Below are 18,920 nucleotides of genomic sequence, written 5' to 3'. Positions count from 1 at the left end.
GTGCGCCTGCGGGTGTCAGCCGGCGGCGGTGAGGAACTTCTTCAGCAACGGGCCGGAGGTGGTGGCGCCGAGCCCGCCGTCCTCGACGAATACCGCCACGGCCAGGTCACCGTGCACGGCGATGATCCACGCGTGCGTCTTGGGCGGCTTGGCATTGCCGAACTCGGCGGTTCCGGTCTTGGCACCAACGGGTTCGCCGGGGACGTCGGCCAGGAATCCGGCGTGACCGGAGGTCACCACCGCACGCATCATGTCCGTGAGGGACGCTGCCTCCGCCTTGGTGACGGGGGTCTGGGCGGTCTTGGCGGGGGCTTCCGCTGTGACGGTCGACGACGGGGCGGAACCTTCCGCGGTCGCCGCCGGGCTTCCCGGCGCCGGTGCAGAGGGAGCGCTCTCCTCCACCAGTACCGGGGAGACGGGTGCGCCCTTCGCCACCGAGCCTGCCATCACGGCGCCTGCCAGCGGGGACATCAGCACCCTGCCCTGGCCGATCATGGCTGCCGCATGTTCGGTGCCCTCGGCCTCACCGGGAACGGAGCCCATGAATGCCTCCGCACCCAGTTTCGGTGCCTCCACGGCTACCCCAAGGGAAGTGGCGGCCGACTCCAGTTGGGCCTGGGTGACCTTGTCCCGCGCGCCAATGAAGGCCGTGTTGCACGAGTGGGCGAAGGCATCCCGCAGCGTCACGGAGCCGAGGGAATCCGTGGGATAGCCCTCGGCGTTCCTGAATTTCCGGCCGTCGACGGTGAGCGTGGGCGTGCATTCGACGGTGGAATCCGGGGTGAATCCGTTGCGGATCAGGGCAAGGGAGTCCACCACCTTGAAGGTGGATCCCGGCGCGTACTGCCCGAGCATCGCCGTGTTGTAGCCGTTGCTTCCGGGTCCCGACGCGGCGGCCAGCACCGCTCCCGTGGAGGGCCGGAGTGCCACGATGGCGGACGCCGGCTTGATGTCGGCAAGTGTGTCCTCGGCAAGCTGCTGCAGTTTTGTGTCGAGGGTGGTCTGCAACGGCGTGCCCGGAACTGCCTTCACTTCGAAGACGGTGCGCCGCGGATCAGTCGGAGCGGCCTGGATCTCTTCCCGGGTCAGGTCCGCGCGCTGCACGCGGACCACGGTGCCGTCCGTGCCGCGAAGCTGGGCGTCGTACTGCTGCTGGAGCCCGCCCGTACCGATGACGTCGCCCGCGGTGAGGGTGCCCTTGGACTTTTCAATCTGCTCTGCGCTGGCCTCGCCCACCGTGCCAAGGACAGCCCGGGCAAAGTTCCGCGTCGGTGCCAGCGGCAGTTCGTCCGGGATCGCACGGCCACCCGGAATCGCCTCGATCTCGGCGTCGGTCACGGCACGGTCGCTGGTGTTGCGAAGGGTGATGGCGGGAACGAATGCCTCAGCCCCGGATGCTTCCACCTGCTGCACGTAGGCCGCGGGATCCACGCCCACGAGCTTGGCCAGCTTGGTGGCGGAATCTGCGGCATCGGCGCCGCCCAGCTGGGGCTTGTCGATGCCCACATTGACCACCGGGCGCAGCGTCACCAGCTTCTGGTTGCCGGCACCGAGGATATCGGCGCGCGGGGACGACTGCGTGGCCTTGCTGAGGATCTCGCCTTCGGCCAGGTTCGGGACCAGCAGCCCGGGTGACCAGACGGTGAGCCATTTGTCCCCGGATTTCCTTAGGTCGGCCGATACGGTGTATTTCCACTCGCCGGTGGATATCTTCCAGCTGTAGTTGAGCGGTAGCCGGGCGGTGTCGCCGTCGAGCGTCAGCTCTCCCGCTTCGACGGACGGCTTGGCCGGCGCCAGCGCCTTGAAGACCTGGTTGAGCTGGTCGTTGGCCACGGTTGAGTCGCGGCCGTCGAAGGCCACCGGCCGCAGGTCCAGGCCCGCGACGGCGGACGCCAGCTGCTTTGCCGCGGCTTCGGCACCCCCGCGGCCGTCGTCGCAGGCCGCCAGTGAGCCGCTCAGTATGAGACCGGCAAGGACAAGTGAAAGTTTCTTAGTGTTCCCCACCGCGTTATTATCCCCCGGCGGCCGCCCGGAGCCAGCCACGAAACGGTCACGCCACGGTCACACCCTGACAGCCCCTGCACCGAGAGCAAACGGGCACCTGAGGCACGTGCGCCGGCACTCAGGCGGGGCTCAAATGTACGTTCGCGCCCGGTGGAGGTGGGCGCTAAAGCCCGAGGGCGGGGACATCCATGCCGAATATGTCCTTGAGCGCATATTTGGCGGCATGGAACCCGGGCATGCCGGTGACGCCGGGCCCAGGCGGCGTCGAGGAGGAGCACAGGTATACGCCCCGCGCGGGGGTGCGCCAGGGAACGGGCGAGACGACGGGCCGCTGAATCAGACCCCGGGGATCCACCAGGCCGGCGCTAAAGTCTCCGCCGACGTAGTTTTCGTTGTAGGCAGCCAGTTCGGCCGCCGTCGTGACCTTGTGCCGCAGCACCAGGTCCCGGAAACCGGGGGCGAAGCGCTCCAGCTGGTCCATGACGGCGTGGCCCATGTCCACCGTGGATCCCGCGGGAACATGGCAGTAGGTCCAGAGGATGTGCCTGCCCTGTGGCGCGCGGCCGGGATCAACAACGGTCGGCTGCGAGACCAGGACGTAGGGCCTCTCGGGGTGTCTGCCTTGGGACACGGCGTTTTCCGCCGCCGTCATCTCTTCGCGTGTGCCGCCCATGTGCACTGTTCCGGCTCCTGCCAGTCCGGCAGCGGTCCACGGTACGGGCCCGGACAGGATGAAGTCCACCTTGCAGGCGCCGTTGCCGAACCGGAAGGACTCCAGCTTGCGCCGGTAGGACGCGGGCAGGCGGCTGCCGGCAATGCGTGAAAGCGCCGGAGGCGCCACATCCAGCAGCACTGCTTTCGCCGGCTCCAGCTCCGCCAGCGACGTGACCCGGAACCCTGTCTGCAGCTGGCCCCCGTGGGCTTTAATGTCCTCGGCCATGGCCCCGGCGATCGCTGACGATCCGCCCACCGGTATCGGCCAGCCGCCGCTGTGCGCCAGCGCGTTGAGGAGCAGGCCGGCTCCCGCTCCGGACAATGACGGGAGGCGCCCCACCACATGGGCTGCAACACCGCTGACCAGCGCTGGGGCCCGGTCCTGCCGGAAGCGCAGGTTCCAGATGGGCGATCCCTGTTCAAAGGTCCGCAGTCCCAGAATGGCGGCAGCCAGCGGGTCGCCGGGAACCCGCAGCAGCTGGTCGGACGTGGTTTGCACAATGCCGTCGATGTGCCGCACCAGCGGAGCGAGGAGCCGGCGGTAGGCGTGGCCGTCCCGGCCCAACTCGTCGGCGGTCCGGTCGAGTGACCGGTACGCCAGCGCCGACCGGCCACCGTCAAGCGGGGACCCGAACTGCACTGGCGGAAGCCGCAGGTCCACGCGCCGCGCCAGTTCGAACGCACGGAAAAAGGGTGAAACCAGCGCCATGGGGTGCACTGCCGAGCAAACGTCGTGCCAGTGCCCTTCCTCGATCACCTCGGAAGTCCGGGAGCCTCCGCCAAGCTGGTCCGCGGCCTCATACACGTGCACCTTCAGTCCCGCCCGCGCCATGACGACGGCGGCGGCGAGTCCGTTGGGGCCTGAACCAACGACGGCGACGTCAGGCATTGCGGGGGACCGTTCGCCAGGGGACCAGGGAAGCGGAGGGACGGACCAGATCGATCCGCAGCCTGTCCGGGGCATTGTCGAAGGGCCCGCCGTGGGGATCGTCCATGGCGTGGCGCCGGATGGGATCGTAACGCGGGTCCCAGATGTCCCAGGCCACCCGCAGCATGAGATATGCAGTCGCAAGCATATGCGCGGCGACGGCCAGAACGTAGTACGGCATGTCGATGTTGTGCTGTGAGACGCCGCCGCTGGTCACTTGGCCAAGATACATCCAGATGGCCGCCCAGTGCAGCCCCTCGATGCCTTGCCAGATCAGGAAATCCCGCCACTTCGGCCGGGCGAGCGCCAGCAGCGGCACGAGCCACAGGACAAACTGGGGCGAGTAGACCTTGTTGGTGAGGATGAAGGCCGCCACGATCAGGAAGGTCAGCTGTGCGATCCGTGGCCGCCGCGGGGCGGTCAGGGCCAGGACCGCAATGAGGACGCAGGCAAGCAGAAACAAATTCAAGGCCAGGGTGTTGATGACCTCCGGAGTGAGGAGCGTCCAGCGCACCCGCCCGGCCACCAGGTTGTACGCAAACCAGGGCGAGCTGTAGCCGGCTGGGCGGTCCTGGGTGAACTCGAAGAAGTACTTCCAGCCTGCCGGGTCCCGTGCGGCTATGGGCAGGTTGACGGCGAGCCAGGCTGCAGCGGCGGACGCTGCAGGAACCACAAAGGCACGAACCTTACCGGCGCGTAGGGCCAGCAAGAAGATGGCGCCGAAAACCAGGACGGGGTACAGCTTGGTGGCGGTTCCCAGGCCGAGCAGGACACCGGCAAGGATCAGCCGCTCCCGGGACAGAAAGTACATGCCCAGGGCCAGCATGGCCACGGCCCACATGTCCCAGTTGATCACTCCTGCGAGGACGATGCCGGGCGCCAGGGCCACCATAGCTGCGTCCCAGGGCCGCCGCCGGGTCATGCGGGCAGTGGCCAGCACGGTGACAATCCAGACAGCGGCAATAAGGGTTGCGTTGACGTCGAAGTAGCCGAGGATCCGGGCGTCCGTGACTCCCTCGCCGGGTACCAGGCGTGCCGTAATGCCGGCGATCAGGCCCATCAGGACCGGATATTCGAAGAGGGCACCCGGGGTGAAGAACGGAAAAGCCCCGTCGCCCAGGCCACGGTTGCGGAACAGCTCCGGGAAATCCGAATAGCAGGTCGCGTAGAACTGCGACGGAGTCTCCCACCCGTTCACCCGGCAATAGTCCTTGACGGCGATGGCAGCGAGGGCGGCAAGCACGGTCAGGATGATCAGCACGCGTTCCACGGTGAAGAAACCAGGCGCCACCACCCCCGGCGCAGACCGCTGGCCCAGGGGTCCGCCAACAAGCTCGGTAAAGTTCCGCAGGAGCCGGTCGCTGCGGCTCGGCACCACCAGGCGCGCGAGCTTTCGATCGGGCGGCGGCTGTGTCTCCTGCATGGTCTCGAGCTTACCGGTGGGTCGCTGCTTAGAGGGCGAGGCCCAAACGGCGGGAGCCCGCGCGTAGCCGCGCGGGCTCCCTGTGGAGCTGGCTGACCGATGTGGCCCATCAGATCCTCCTAAATGCTTCTAAGGGTTGGATCGAAACCGCGAGGGGCCGGTGGTTCAGCGCAGGCTGCTCATCTGCTCATGCATGAGCGTGTAGACGTCCTCCCGTTTCCGGTCCAGCAGCTGGCCGTTGAACTGTGGCTGTACCGATGCGGACTCGACGCCGGAAAGGCCGGTATCACCGCTGGAATCTCGGCCGGAAAGGATCTCCTGAAGCTTGCGAAGCATATTTTTTCACCTCCTTTCAGGAAATGATGAAAAGAATCCGGGCATGGCAATTAGAGCCATTCAGGCATGCAAAGAAATGACCATAAAAAAGGCAAAGAAATGCCCGGCAAGGAAATAGAGTCCGCAAAATGCGGCAATTGGCCTGCAAAGAGGCAGCGCGGCAATCCCAACAAGAAGCAGGGTTCCGAATTATGGGGGAGCTGCGCAACCGCGTGGTTCCGCTACATCAGACCGCCGGGGTCAGAATCTTTCTGAGAAAGCAGCAGAATCGTCTGCCGAAGTCCCGCCTGCTCTTCCACTAAGGAGTGGGAGAGCGGGTAGGGAGTCAGAATTACGCTCGGGCGAGTCCATGGAGAGGGCGCAGGTCAGCAACGAAGGCCGGAAACGCGGTGATGGTCATCTTCCATCCGCTAGTCAAAGTAATCATTTTCCCAACCTCCTTTTCCGCTATGCCGGTGCCGGCGGACTGGCCGGGCAACGTGCGCCATGACCCTGGCAGGTCGCTTTGGGGTCAGGAATAAAAATACACCAGGAATGAACGCCTTGACTACTCATTATCAGAAAATTCCGAAAATTAATCCTAAAGGCGTTTTTACAGGCCCCAGCGGAGAATGACGGGAGTTCTTTTATCCCAGCCCAGGGTGCAGACTTTCGCTGTTCCCAGAAGGAAATGCCGGCCCTCTTCGGGTTCGAGTTCGAGCCAGCGGGCGGTGAGGATGCGGGAAAAGTGGCCGTGGGCCACGATCAGGACGTTGTCCAGCCCGGACTCCAGGACCCGGGCGACGATCTTGTCTGCCCGGGCAGCCACATCATGGAGCTTTTCGCCGTTGGGGACGCCGTGCGTCCAGATGAGGTAGTCAGGGTTGTCCTTGCGGATCAGGTCGGAGCTGATGCCCTCGTAGTCGCCGTAGTCCCATTCGACGGCCAGCGGTTCGTGGACGGCATCAGGGAATCCGGCGAGTTCAGCGGTCCGCCGGGCACGGCGCAGCGGGGACGTCAGAACCAGGTCGAAGTCAACGGCGTCCAGGATCCTGCGCGCCTCGACCGCCTGCTGTTCGCCCTCCACCGTCAGGGGCAGGTCCGTCAGTCCGGTGTACTGGCCGCTTTTGGACCATTCGGTTTCGCCGTGCCGCAGGATCCAGAGCTGGGGGCGGGCGATGTTGGCGGCGTTCACTTGGACTCCTCGGTTGGGGAAGATTCGACGTCGGCGGGAGAGGCAGGGGACACGGAACCAGAAGGAGCAGCTGACTCGGGCTGCTGAGCCCACCAGGCCCGTAGCCGGGTCTCGGCGTCGGCAGGGTCAAGCGGACCGTTTTCCATCCGTTCCTCCAGCAGGAACTTGTACGCCCTGCCCACGACGGGCCCGGGCTTGAGGTCCAGCAGTGCCATGATCTCGGCGCCGTTGAGGTCCGGCCGGACCGCGTCCAGGGATTCCTGTTCGCGGAGGGCGGCAATCCGGGATTCGAGGTCGTCATAGGCGAAGGACAGCCTGTCGGCCTTGCGCTGGTTGCGTGTGGTGACATCGGACCGGGTCAGCCGGTGCAGGCGCTCCAGCAGGGGACCGGCATCGGTGACGTAGCGGCGCACTGCCGAGTCGGTCCAGCCGGCGTCACCGTAGCCGTAGAAGCGCATGTGCAGTTCCACGAGGCGGGCCACCGCCTTGATGGTGTCGTTGTCGAAGCGCAGGTTCTTCATCCGCTTCGTGGTCAGTTTGGACCCCACCATGTCGTGGTGGCGGAAGCTGACCGCACCGCCCGGTTCGAACCGGCGCGTAGCCGGCTTCCCGACGTCGTGCATCAGCGCTGCGAACCGCAGCACAAAGTCGGGGCCGGGGACGGCGCCGTCCGTATCTGTCTCCAGGGCGGCCGCCTGCTCCAGCACCTGCAGGGAGTGCTGGTAAACGTCCTTGTGGCGGTGGTGCTCGTCTGCTTCCAGCCGGAGGGCGGACACTTCCGGCAGCACGAACTCGGCGAGGCCCGTGTCCACCAGCAGGTCGATGCCCGCGCGCGGGTGCCGGCCGTTGATGAGCTTCACCAGCTCGTCACGGACGCGTTCGGCCGAAATGATGCCGATGCGCTCGGCCATCCGGGTCATGGCATCGCGGACGTCGTCCCGCACGGCCACGCCCAGCTGGGACGCAAACCTCGCTGCGCGCATCATCCGCAGCGGATCGTCGGAAAAAGATGCCTCGGGAGCGCCGGGGGTGGCCAGAACGGAGGCGTGAAGGTCGCGGACTCCGCCGAACGGGTCCACCAGTTCCATCGCGGGCAGCCGCAGGGCCATGGCGTTAATGGTGAAGTCGCGGCGCAGCAGGTCATCCGTGAGGGAGGAACCGAAGGCCACCACGGGCTTCCGGGACTCGGGGTCATAGGCCTCGGCGCGGTAGGTGGTGATTTCGATTTGGAACCCGGCCTTGCGCATGCCGATCGTTCCGAAGGCGCGGCCGATCTCCCAGAAGTTGTCTGCCCACTTCTTGATCAGCGCCACGGTCTGGTCCGGCGTCGCGTCCGTCGTGAAATCGAGGTCGGGGGAGGTGCGGCCCAGGAAGAGGTCCCGGACCGGGCCGCCGACGAGCGACAGCTCATGACCGGCGTCCACGAACCGCTGCCCGAGCTCCAGGACCACCGGGTCCACCTGGAAGTCAACGGTGTGAAGATCAGTCTTTTGATGTGCGTGCGCCATAGTTACTTAAGCTTGTCAGAAAACCAAGCCCCACCGCACCAAATCCCGTCATTGTGCGACGGCACCGGAGTAGCACGTCACATGCAGTCCACCTGCAAGCCATGTCCCGGTCATCACGGCGGGGCAAGAGTCGTTAGAGTGGACTGCATGGCCCATCCAGTACCGAGCGCTCCCGGCAGGAGGACGAACCCGCCGTTGCCGTCGGCAATCGGTGCCCATGTCGCGCCTGCACCGCACTCGGCCCCGGCCTCGCTCCCCACCGTGGAGGAGATCTCCGCCGGAGGCGTCGTGGTGGACACGTCCGACGACGAGCTAAGGGTTGCGATTATTGCCCGCCTTAATAGGGGCGGACGTCTGGAGTGGTGCCTGCCGAAGGGCCACCCGGAGGGCCGGGAGAACAACGAGGAAGCCGCGGTCCGTGAGATTGCCGAGGAAACCGGCATCGACGGTGACATCCTGGCCCCGCTGGGCAGCATCGATTACTGGTTCACGGTCAGCGGGCACCGCGTACACAAGACAGTGCACCACTACCTGCTGCGCGCCACCGGCGGCGAACTCACCATCGAAAACGATCCTGACAAGGAAGCGGTTGATGTTGCCTGGGTTCCCATCCACGAGCTTGCCCGCAAGCTTTCGTTTCCCAATGAACGCCGCATCGCCGACCTGGCACGCGAAGTCCTTCCCGAGCACCTCTGACCGTCCGGCAATGCCCGCCGGATACCCCCTTGCGTGCCGCAATGTCAGCACCCGGGTGAGACGATGAAGACGATGTCAGCAGCCAATCCGTCCTCCGACCAGCCCGCGCAGCCCGGCGAAACACCGCCCGGTGTGACGCCCGCCAGCGAGGCAGCCTCCGGTGCCGCGCAGCCCGGCGAGGCCCGTTCCAGCGCCATCATGGCCGCCGGGACGCTGGTCTCCCGTGTGCTGGGATTCGGTAAGACCTGGATGCTGGGCGCGGCGCTCGGCCTGGGCTCCACAGTCAATGACACATTCATCAACGCCAACAACCTGCCCAACCTGATCTTCCTGCTGGTGGCCGGCGGTGTCTTCAACGCCGTGCTGGTGCCGCAGATCATCAAGGCCAGCAAGGCCCCGGACAGGGGAGCGGACTACATCAGCAGGCTGCTTACGCTGGCAGTGCTTGTCCTCCTGTCCCTGACAGCGCTGGTTACCCTGTTTGCGCCTGCCGTCATCGAACTCACCACGCAGGGCTACTCGCCGCAGCAGCGGGCCCTGGCAGTCGCGTTCGCCTTCTGGTGCCTGCCGCAGATCTTCTTTTACGGCCTGTACGCGCTGCTGACCCAGGTCCTCAATGCCAACGGCGCCTTCGGCCCGGCCATGTGGGCGCCCATTCTGAACAACATCGTGGCCATTGCCGGCCTGGGCATGTTCATCTGGATCTTCGGCGCCAACGTGGTCAACCCGCACTCCCTGGACAACTGGGGTGCGTCCCAGACGTTCTTCGTCGCCGGATTCTCCACCATCGGCGTCGTCTCCCAGACCGCCATTCTGCTGATTCCCGTGCTCCGGCTGAAGCTGGGGCTGCGCCCGCGCTTCGGCTGGCGCGGGGTGGGACTTGGCCAGGCCGCGAGGCTGAGCGTGTGGACGCTCATGACGGCCGCCGTCGGGCAGCTCGCTTTCCTGTACGTCATGCGCATCGCCACCATCCCCGGCGCCGAGCGCCTCAGGCTGCAGGAGGCCGGCGACCCCGCCGCCGCCATGCTTCCCGGCAACGCCGTGCTGGAAGTGGCCAGCCAGCTGTACCTGCTGCCGCACTCGATCATCGCGCTCTCGCTGGCCACGGTGCTGTTCAACCGCATGACCCGCGCCTCCCAGGACGGCAACCGCGTGGCACTTCGGGAAGCCCTGTCACAGGGGCTGCGGACCATGGCAGTGGCCACGGTGTTCGGCGCGCTGGCGCTCTTCGCCCTTGCCGGTCCGCTGGGCATGTTCTTCTCCGGCGGCCTGCGCACGGACGGCGTCATGCTGGCGCAGACCCTCACTATCCTGGCGCTCAGCACCCCGTTCATGAGCGCCAACTTCATGATGTCCCGGGTCTTTTACGCCAACGAGGACGCGCGTACGCCGTTCTACATCCAGCTGGTACTGGCCCTGGTGAACGTGGTGGCCGCGTTCTTCATCCAGTTCCTGCCGTTTGATCAGATCATTTTCGCCATCGCGGTCCTCTACACCGCCGGGAATATCCTCTCGGTGGTCGTCTCTTCCTTCTTCCTGCGGCGGCTGCTGGGGCACCTGGACGGCCCGCGAATCATCAACTCATACATCCGCATGGGCTACGCCGCCCTCGGCTCGGCCATTGCCGGCGCCGGGGCACTGTGGCTCATGGGCAGTTACAGCCCGGTCGGCTTCGCCTGGAGCAGCCGGCCCGCCGCACTGGTGACCATCGTCGTCGTCGGACCTGTGATGCTGGCCGCGTACCTGCTGCTGCTGAAGCTGTTCAAGGTCACGGAGCTGCGCGACCTGCTGCGGCCGCTGCTCGGGCGGCTGGGCCGCGGTTCAGGCGCACCTGCGGCTGCGCCGCCTGCCCCTGCAGGTGCCGGAGCTTCGGCAGCCGGAAGGGCCGCCGGCACTCCGTCTCGGCGGCGTCCGACGCCGGAGCGCGCCACGGTCTCTTCGGACACCGGCCTGATTCCCCGGATTTCCGGCGAGTTCGATTCTGCCTCCTTCCGTGCCGGGCCTGCGCCCCAGCCGGAACCGGAAGATTACGACGGCGCCACTTACCTTCCCGAGGAGGACGTCGCCGGGACGGCCCGGGGAAACGCCCTGCGCGGGGAGATCCCGCTTCCTGGCCGCCGGACATATCAGGGGACCCCCGGCCAGAACCCGCATTTCCCGTCGCGGCGGCGGAAGAAAAAGTAGCCCGGCCGGGAGCCGGCCAGCCCCGTCTTCCGCGGCCGTTGCACAGCATCGGCTAGGATCGAGGGGAACAAGGGTAGTTGCAGACCAGGGGTCCGCCGGCGTGCCGGAGGCCTTCCCGGGCGGTGCATCGCCAGGGCCAAAAGCAATTCCCGGACAGGCTAGGAGGAACACGTGTCCCACCCGATCGACGTCGGATCAGTACTGGGCGGCCGCTACAAGGTCACGGCCACAGTGCTGAGTTCGCATGACCAGGATCTGGTGCTGGACGGTGTGGACCAGGTGCTGAACCGTCCGGTCAGCATCCTGGTGGCCGGCCCGTACAACGCCGACCAGGTGGCCCAGAGCGCCCGCGAAGTGGCCACTGGGGAGCGCCCGGGGAACGTGCAGATCCTGGACCTTGGAGTCAGCGACGCAACGACGTACCTGATCACCAACCACACCTCGGCCGCTGATCTGCTGGATCTTGTGGTCGCCTCCAACCCGCCCTACGTGGAACCGTTCTTCACCGACACCCTGGGCAGTGAGATCTTCGGCCAGGCGCGCTCCCACGAACCCGAAACCTACGACGAAGACGACGAGGTCGAAGCCGGGTACATCAACTACACCGGCGACCAGTCCCAGCCGGGCGGGCAATACCCTGCCACCGCGCCGAGCCCCGCCACCAGCCGGTCCGGCCACGGGGCCTCCACTCACGGGTCCGCAGCTCCGCAGGGACTTGGGCAGGAGGCTCCTTCGCAGCAGGCACCCACGGCGCCCGTGCGGAAGGCTCCCGTCGTGCCGCCACTCCCGGCTGCCCGCCCCGCCGCGGGTCCGGCAGCGGGTGCCGCCGGTGCAGCCGCCGCCGGCGCGGCTGGTTCGCGGGGAATCAGGCAGGGCGTCCCGGAGACGACTGCCCCGCAGCCGATTCAGCCGGACAGGGGTTACGAGCAGGACGCCGTACACGAAACCGTCCAGCACGACAACGTTGAGCAGGCACTGCTGCAGCGCGACACCAGCCGCTCCGGAAACGCTACCCGCGGTGCAGCAGGCGCAGCCGCTGCCGCTGCCGGCGCAGGCGCAGGCGCAGCCGCTGCGTCCGGTGACGGCCACAACTCGTCGAAGGTGTCGCTGTGGTCCGAGAACGACTATGACTACGTTCCCGAAGACGAGTACGGCGACGAGGGCAGCAACGTGGACGAGCGGGACCGCCGTGCAGGTAATTTCCCTGCCGTCGCCCGCACCGGCGCCGCTCCCGCTGCCGATTATTACGACGACGAAGACGACGAACCACAGAAAGAACCGCGTTCCATGCGGTGGCTTGTTGGCGGCCTTCTCGCGGCCGTCCTGGTCGTCGGCCTCATCTTCGCTGTGACCAACCTTGGCAGCCTCTTCAAGAGTGCACCGCAAACGGAAGCGACCCCCGGAGCCACCGCACCGCCGTCGGCCGCCCAGCCAAGCACAGGAACGCCGACCAAGAGCACCGCTCCGGCGGCAGGGCCGCCGGCCATCGAGGGGATCACCCGCCAGGGCAACTTTGATTTCGCTGCGACGTACGACGACGACCTCGGCAAGGCGTTCGACGGAAATGCGGCCAGCTACTGGTCCGACATGGAGTTTGCCACGGAGGACTGGGGCGGCCTTGCTCCCGAGGGTGTCCCGCTGGTGGTCAAGCTTAAGAGCCCTTCCCGGGTCTCCTCGATCACCCTGAACCAGTTGGGTGCCTCGGGCGGAAGCATCACGGTCTACACAAATGACCGCCCGTCGCTGGACGGTGCAAAGCAGGTGGGAGCCAACAGCTTCACCTCGCCTGACCTCACCATGCCGCTGGCCGAACCGGTGACCGCCCAGTACGTCATCATCTCGATCAAGAACCTGCCCAAGCTCGCAGCCCCGAAGACCCGCTTTGGCTACGGCCTGCGGCTCGCGGAGATCAAGGTCCAGTAGGCGAAGCGGCACGGCGGTACAGAGGCACCAGTCACGTTCCTTCCGGGCGTAACGGGCATGCCCTGAGGTTGCCGGAGGCGGTACCCTTGTGGAAAGTCCCGTGGCGGTGTTTCCGTGCAGGCACGGGCGTTCACGCCTGCCCCCAAACACGTTTGGAATATTCCACACTGCCAATCAGTTGTGCCCTGTGGCTGGCCGGAAGGCTGGCGCATCGACAAAGGAAGAGGTTCACCGTTCAGTGAGCACCGCAGAAAACAGCGCGTCAGAAGTACGTGATGTCATCATCGTCGGCTCCGGCCCCGCAGGCTACACAGCCGCCGTGTACACGGCGCGCGCCAACCTGAAGCCGCTGCTGCTGGCTGGCTCCGTTACCGCGGGCGGTGAGCTCATGAACACCACCGACGTCGAGAACTACCCGGGCTTCCCCGAGGGCATCATGGGTCCGGACCTCATGGAGAACTTCGAAAAGCAGGCTGCCCGCTTCGGCACTGAGATCCAGTTCGAGGACGTCACCGCCCTGGACCTCAACGGCGACATCAAGACCGTAACCATCGCAACGGGGGAGATCTTCCGCGCCCGGGCCATCATTTTGTCCACGGGTTCGGCGTACCGCGAGCTAGGCCTAGCCAACGAAAAGCGGCTCTCCGGCCACGGTGTCAGCTGGTGTGCAACCTGCGACGGTTTCTTCTTCAAGGACCAGGACATCGCTGTGATCGGTGGCGGCGACTCGGCCATGGAGGAAGCACTCTTCCTCACCAAGTTCGCCAAGTCTGTGACGGTGGTCCACCGCCGCGACACGCTGAAGGCCTCCAAGATCATGGGTGACCGTGCCCAGGCCCACGAGAAGATCAACTTCGTCTGGAACACCGCCGTCGAGGACGTCCTCGGCGGCGACAAGGTCACCGGCCTAAAGCTGAAGAACCTCGTCGACGGCACCGAGTCCGAACTGGCCGTGACAGGCGTTTTCGTGGCGATCGGCAATGACCCGCGCACCGAGCTCATCAAGGACAGTCTTGAGATCACGGGCGCCGGCACTATCGCCGTAGAAGGCCGCAGTTCCCGCACCAGCATCAAGGGCGTCTTCGCCGCCGGCGACGTCGTGGACCCGACCTACCGCCAGGCGATTACTGCATCCGGTTCCGGCTGTGTCGCAGCGATCGACGTCGAGCACTACCTCGCAGACCTTCACGCCTGACCGGCGCTGAAATCATTCGAAGAGAGAGACAAGGGTTATGAGCAACGCAAAAGACGTAACTGACGCAAGCTTCAGCACTGACGTACTTGCCGCTGACAAGCCGGTAATTGTTGACTTCTGGGCCGAGTGGTGTGGCCCGTGCCGGAAGCTGGGACCCATCCTGGATGAGATCTCGGTGGAATACGGCGAGAAGGTCAACGTCGTCAAGGTGAATGTCGATGACAACCCGGCCATCGCCGCCGAGTACGGCATCACCTCCATTCCTGCCGTGTACCTGTTCCAGGGCGGCGAGGTGAAGAGCACGGTCATCGGTGCCAAGCCGAAGCAGTTCTTCGAGAAGGAATTCGCGGACGTCCTGTCCTAGCCGCATTAGGCCTGGACGGCGTACCCAAGAGGCAACGCCGGCATAGCCACGAAGGTGGCCATCACTCCCAGGGGAGTGGTGGCCACCTTTTGTTTGTTGGGCCGGCGGAACTCGCCGCGAAGGAACGCGTTGCCCCGGCGTGCCCACTCTGGTATGTGAGACGCGTCACGCCACTTCGCTCGCCACGCACTCAGGTCCAATATTGGACGCTGCGTCCTCTCAGCGTTGATAATTGATTCTTAAAAGGGACCCCTATCGATTTCATTGTTCATGTCTTATCGCTGAGAATCGTTCAGCTCCGTTAGTCGTGCCGTAAACGCGCTGCGACCGTGCAGACCGTCGAGGCTGGTCACAGTCTGCACCCCTGGTTCCTTCAGATTGCCCACCCTGCCTTGTTCGATGGAAGTCCCGATCTGGTCCCCACGCTCGGTGCCTCCTTCGCCGGCAGCGAGCACAGTCGCAGCCGCTGTTTCACGTGAAACAAGGGGTCGCCCGGCGCTTGAACAACGCGCGATGTCCTTTTCCACCTCCACTCTGTCACGTCCATGGCGAACGACGTCAGACTCTGAAGGCTGCGGATACAGGTGAATGCAACAAATGGGCCAGCACGTTGGATGTGGCCGTTCCAGATGAGAGCGGAACCTATCGTCAGGCATGCCAGCAAACGGCGCATGTGAACCAACCCCTGCGGGATCGCGCCCAAGGGGCCGGTCGGGTCAGTAACAGCGCGCTGCATAGGGACGCTGATGTTGTCCGTCAGTCGATGCGGAGGGCGAAACGCGGACCGCTACACCGGCCAGCTTCCGCGCAGGTCAGCGGCGCCATGCCCGCGAGTCAGGCCCAAGTCTCGAGCGCATGACACCGCGTCCTACCCCTAAGTCGGGGAGCCACCATCTATGGCCGCGGCTACAGTGGCGTACCCGACGTCAATGAAAGATCTCGTGACACGAAGCTCGATAAGAGAAGCCGGACTGGAACCTGTGAAGCGGTGGCGTTTCACGTGAAACATCGGAGGCCACACGTAGCAGTGGAACTGCTCGACGCACCCAATTTTTTCATCGCTAATACGGGAGCGCTGAATCGGAATCGCCCCGCGTATCCATAGCCAAGCGTCAAGGGGGACTTCATCCTCAACCCTCGTATCGGCCACCAGTCCACGAGAGCTGCTCAGGCAGTTTCCGATAAATGCAGCCTAAAAAGCTAGTCGACATCCTAAGGCAGCAGACAATATTGGTCCCGCTACTTGTCGAGACGGCCAATTCTACGATCACGGATATGCCTGGCGCGGAACCGGCAACGCACACGAGCTCCAGGCCCACAGGAGCAGGCCTCCCGATCGATTTCGTCGACGTGGCCTTGCCGGGACTACCTCTACCATGCACGCCAGGGATTCGATGGCACCCACAGCCCGACGCTTGCATCCCGGAACCCATCGACTGCCCTCCATTCACATCACACCCAGTTCGCAAAAGCTGTCTACCTGGCTAACACTGGACCCCTGCCAATCGGGTATTTCTGGCCCACGCGGACACCGCCACCATCAGCAGGGGTCCCCGAGAATCAGGTAGGCAGCATGATTCGGAGATTGGTTACCACCTGCAGCCCCAAACCGAGAAATGCCGCTTTCGCCAAAAGCCATCCAGCACTTCGACTCCTCCCTCGACGGCTAAGGGAGACTGGCGTGCTGCAAATGAACGACCGGATACGCAAATGTAGTGCTTGGCTCTCCGGTGGCTGCCGCTGCGCCAGGCGCGCTCCGGTTGTCATCCTGGATGTCGTCGCCGCGAGGGATTGCAGGGGGAGGACGGCCCACCGCATCCAAGCGTGGTAGAGGAGTGGTACTCCGTTTCACGTGAAACAAGTTCAATCTGAGGTGCGCGCCTGCCTCGATGAGGGAAAGCGGGATTTCTTTGCCACACAACTAGCTGATCGGTCCGGAGCGCCGGAGTGAACTAGCATGCCTAGGCAGCTGGCCCGGTCCGAGCCAACTCGGCGCTCCGGATAGGCCCTATCTCGCTCCTCCTAAGCGGTTCAAAGTATGGCTCCGGCGTTGGGGCCAATGTATCGCCGGCCTAACATCCGCAATCGATGAAATTCCCGATGCCAGCGACCGCTCACGCGTAGAACCACCCAAAGTCTTCACCGGGGGCGGAAGACAGTAGTGCCGCGCACCGATGAGCCCGGATCAATCAGGCATTCCGTCAAAGAACTGGTCCGACGCGGAAACGCCCATGCCTGGCTCGCGCTCAAGGTTTCACGTGAAACGAAGACGCAGGGTTGGTCCACGACCCGGCGTCCCACCCGTGAAGAATCAGCAGCGAGGTAGCTCGCCCCACGGGCCCACGCGCCTGCCGCAGGACTCGCGATGCGTGTGATGTGCGTGCCGGCGGCCTCGTCAAATGATGGTGGCAGGCAGGAGCCTGCTGCGTCACTGCACTTGGCTAATCCAGGAATAGGAGCGGGAGGCCGTGTCTGTGGCTGCTCGATTACTGCCTCCCGCCCGCTACGAATCGATCGTCACGGGCCGAGGCACCGGATGTCGATCTCGCATACTGCAACGAAGGCCCGGACGGCTTCACCATCAGACGTAGAGCTGCACTACTCAGCCCAACCTTGTCCCTCACGACAGCTGCTCCGTTGGGGACAACACCGAGTACCGGAACAGCCGCTGGGACTACGCCCACTAATGGCCAACCAGTCCGGCCACCGGTCGCTGACGCCACATGCAATCAGTCTGCCCACAAAGCACAGCGGGCTCACCAACGGTTCGCCAACGTTGCTCGATACGGTATGCATCCGGAGAGTAGGGGTGAGCGAGTCGGTATCGAGAAGCAACAGTCCCACATAGCCGACCCATTGTTAGCCGAACTCACCAACGCCAGAGCGGCGCCCAGGAAGGAACCAATCGAAGGATCACACCACCGCCGCAGCGGTGATGTGGCGGTGCGAAGCACACCGCGGCGAAGTCGGCGTGGAGGCCCGGCAGCCGCAAGGCGACCACCTCATGCACGGAGCTTCACCCCAGTCATCAATACACAAGCACGCTTCGGTATGACATGCACTTCAGACGCGCGCGAAAGAACTCGCTGGCTGACGTGACGGCGTCATCCCGTTAACGATTTGTCCTGAAGCAGACCCGCCTTCGCGGGGCTTAATCCGCACCACCCATTGCTCAGCCAAGCTCGTGCACTGTTCATTCGAAGGCGTAGATGCGGCCCTACACTGACCAATTGAGCGCCGATAGACCAACTGGATCATTACGCGCATGCACAAGCCGGCGAACGGGTACTGTAGGCAAAAGCGATCAGCTGCCAGGGCTAGGTTGGAAAATTTGGAGCCGGGTCCATCGCGTTCTACTGGGCAGCAATCATGAGGCCTCGGGAGCGGAAGCTCCAAAGAGCCAGCCCGGAATCCGGATCGAGGGTTCTCGTACGGGCCGCGGACTGGCCCTTCCTAGGGCGGTCATGGCCCCGCTGGGCGCCCCTGTATTAAGACTCACCATGACATTATTCACAGTCTTTTCCACAGCCAAATCCACAGGTTTATCCACAGCCTCTCGTGTGATCTTGTGGATTACTCTCCACCGTCCGTGAGCAGAATCACAGCTCGGGTGCCCGCGGCAGCACGGCCCGACGAGTTGCGCCGGTGCGTCCGATATGACAGCTCAGATGACGGGTCGCGGAATATGTCCGTCCGGAGCGGCCATAAGAAACTTATTTACTTTGATCACAGCCCTAACTGCAGCCCGGCTCACCGAAATGAGCCAACGCACAGGGGATGGCGCTGTGTTTCACGTGAAACACGGGGAGGAGAAAACTCGCCAGCTCGGCTGCCGCCCAGGTCAGACAGTGCCCGCTGACATTGGAAGGCAGAGCCGCGAGCTGTGTCATATCCCCAACGTTACCCACAAGGTTATCCACAGCCTTATCCACCGGCCTGTCACCAGGGGCGAGCGGCCCCGTGACTGCTGAGATACCTTGGTTCGCCGATAGTCGATCAGCACTTTCCTTTGCGCAGCCCTCGGCGCCCGCACGTCAACAGTAGGGCCACGTACTCTCCGTGTGGCACACATTCCATCCGCGCGGCAGCGCCATCTGTCATATAGGCAGCTACCGCGCCTAGCCATCGATCAGGTCACGGCAAGTCAGATGCGGCGATGCCGTACCTACCGTCTGCGCTGAATCCGTGGATGGGGGATGGTCAAGGCTCTTGGTCCACACGTCTCTCGGGACACGGCTCTTGGTGTCCGTTCTGCGTAGCCATTTCTGAAGTCGGATGCATTCCCGAAGTGATTGAGGGATCACGCCACTCAGGACGCTGGGCCGTGCCCGCCGGCTAGAGGTGGTCCCGGCGGGAACGCTCGGTGTACGCACAGGGGACCAACCAGAACAGAAGGAGACCTAACCGTGGATGACGGCGAAGCGCTCCAAGGATACCGAGCTACGCTGGCATGCCGTAGAACAGCGAGTCC

11 protein-coding genes are annotated in these 18,920 nt (G+C 64.6%); 5 read left to right on the top strand and 6 right to left on the bottom strand.

Annotation, left to right across the window (positions count from 1 at the left end):
* Window positions 1-15: 15 nt before the first annotated feature.
* From ACFQ50_RS07340 to ACFQ50_RS07315, 6 genes are all read right to left on the bottom strand, one after another.
* Window positions 16-2,004: a penicillin-binding transpeptidase domain-containing protein gene (locus ACFQ50_RS07340; RefSeq protein WP_377994867.1), complete on the bottom strand. Its 1,989-nt coding sequence runs from the start codon at window positions 2,002-2,004 to the stop codon at window positions 16-18.
* A gap of 163 nt (window positions 2,005-2,167) precedes the next feature.
* Window positions 2,168-3,607 carry a phytoene desaturase family protein gene (locus ACFQ50_RS07335; RefSeq protein ID WP_377994866.1) on the bottom strand — a complete coding sequence of 480 codons (1,440 nt, stop codon included), beginning with the start codon at window positions 3,605-3,607 and terminating at the stop codon, window positions 2,168-2,170.
* A complete protein-coding gene (locus ACFQ50_RS07330) occupies window positions 3,600-5,069 on the bottom strand; it encodes a glycosyltransferase family 87 protein (RefSeq protein WP_377994865.1) in 1,470 nt (489 codons plus the stop codon). The genes ACFQ50_RS07335 and ACFQ50_RS07330 overlap by 8 nt, the downstream gene beginning before the upstream one ends.
* Window positions 5,070-5,234: 165 nt before the next feature.
* Window positions 5,235-5,405: a hypothetical protein gene (locus tag ACFQ50_RS07325; RefSeq protein ID WP_377994864.1), complete on the bottom strand. Its 171-nt coding sequence runs from the start codon at window positions 5,403-5,405 to the stop codon at window positions 5,235-5,237.
* A 592-nt stretch (window positions 5,406-5,997) separates the two neighbouring features.
* Complete coding sequence (locus ACFQ50_RS07320; RefSeq protein ID WP_377994863.1) at window positions 5,998-6,579, bottom strand: histidine phosphatase family protein; 582 nt, start codon at window positions 6,577-6,579, stop codon at window positions 5,998-6,000.
* Window positions 6,576-8,087, bottom strand: a complete 1,512-nt coding sequence (locus ACFQ50_RS07315; RefSeq protein WP_377994862.1) for a CCA tRNA nucleotidyltransferase — start codon at window positions 8,085-8,087, stop codon at window positions 6,576-6,578. The genes ACFQ50_RS07320 and ACFQ50_RS07315 overlap by 4 nt, the downstream gene beginning before the upstream one ends.
* A 195-nt stretch (window positions 8,088-8,282) precedes the next feature.
* On the opposite strand from ACFQ50_RS07315, the gene ACFQ50_RS07310 reads away from it, so the two are divergent.
* The 5 genes from ACFQ50_RS07310 to trxA all read left to right on the top strand — a co-directional run bounded on the left by ACFQ50_RS07310 (window position 8,283) and on the right by trxA (window position 14,449).
* Window positions 8,283-8,783, top strand: coding sequence for an NUDIX hydrolase (locus ACFQ50_RS07310; RefSeq protein ID WP_076799448.1), 501 nt, complete (start codon window positions 8,283-8,285; stop codon window positions 8,781-8,783).
* 72 nt (window positions 8,784-8,855) lie between these two features.
* Window positions 8,856-10,967 (top strand): murein biosynthesis integral membrane protein MurJ, encoded by a 2,112-nt coding sequence (murJ, locus tag ACFQ50_RS07305; protein WP_377994861.1) that lies wholly within the window; start codon window positions 8,856-8,858, stop codon window positions 10,965-10,967.
* A gap of 171 nt (window positions 10,968-11,138) precedes the next feature.
* On the top strand, window positions 11,139-12,890 hold the full coding sequence (locus ACFQ50_RS07300; RefSeq protein WP_377994860.1) for an ABC transporter substrate-binding protein: 1,752 nt from the start codon (window positions 11,139-11,141) through the stop codon (window positions 12,888-12,890).
* A gap of 238 nt (window positions 12,891-13,128) precedes the next feature.
* Window positions 13,129-14,085, top strand: coding sequence for a thioredoxin-disulfide reductase (trxB, locus tag ACFQ50_RS07295; RefSeq protein WP_377994859.1), 957 nt, complete (start codon window positions 13,129-13,131; stop codon window positions 14,083-14,085).
* A 37-nt stretch (window positions 14,086-14,122) separates the two neighbouring features.
* The gene (gene trxA / locus ACFQ50_RS07290) at window positions 14,123-14,449 is read left to right on the top strand and encodes a thioredoxin (RefSeq protein ID WP_003800194.1); all 327 of its coding nucleotides are present in this window, start codon (window positions 14,123-14,125) and stop codon (window positions 14,447-14,449) included.
* Window positions 14,450-18,920 lie beyond the last annotated feature (4,471 nt).

Origin of the sequence: Arthrobacter sp. NPDC056493, from assembly GCF_042795115.1 — a bacterium.
Classification (GTDB): Bacteria; Actinomycetota; Actinomycetes; order Actinomycetales; family Micrococcaceae; genus Arthrobacter.
This window is presented reverse-complemented; position numbering and strand designations above follow the sequence as displayed.

Bases quoted from the DNA above. Each gene is read 5' to 3' on its own strand.
- murJ (WP_377994861.1), top strand. From the start codon at position 8,856: ATGTCAGCAGCCAATCCGTCCTCCGACCAGCCCGCGCAGCCCGGCGAA.
- ACFQ50_RS07335 (WP_377994866.1), bottom strand. From the start codon at position 3,607: ATGCCTGACGTCGCCGTCGTTGGTTCAGGCCCCAACGGACTCGCCGCC.
- trxA (WP_003800194.1), top strand. From the start codon at position 14,123: ATGAGCAACGCAAAAGACGTAACTGACGCAAGCTTCAGCACTGACGTA.
- ACFQ50_RS07325 (WP_377994864.1), bottom strand. From the start codon at position 5,405: ATGCTTCGCAAGCTTCAGGAGATCCTTTCCGGCCGAGATTCCAGCGGT.
- ACFQ50_RS07330 (WP_377994865.1), bottom strand. From the start codon at position 5,069: ATGCAGGAGACACAGCCGCCGCCCGATCGAAAGCTCGCGCGCCTGGTG.
- ACFQ50_RS07315 (WP_377994862.1), bottom strand. From the start codon at position 8,087: ATGGCGCACGCACATCAAAAGACTGATCTTCACACCGTTGACTTCCAG.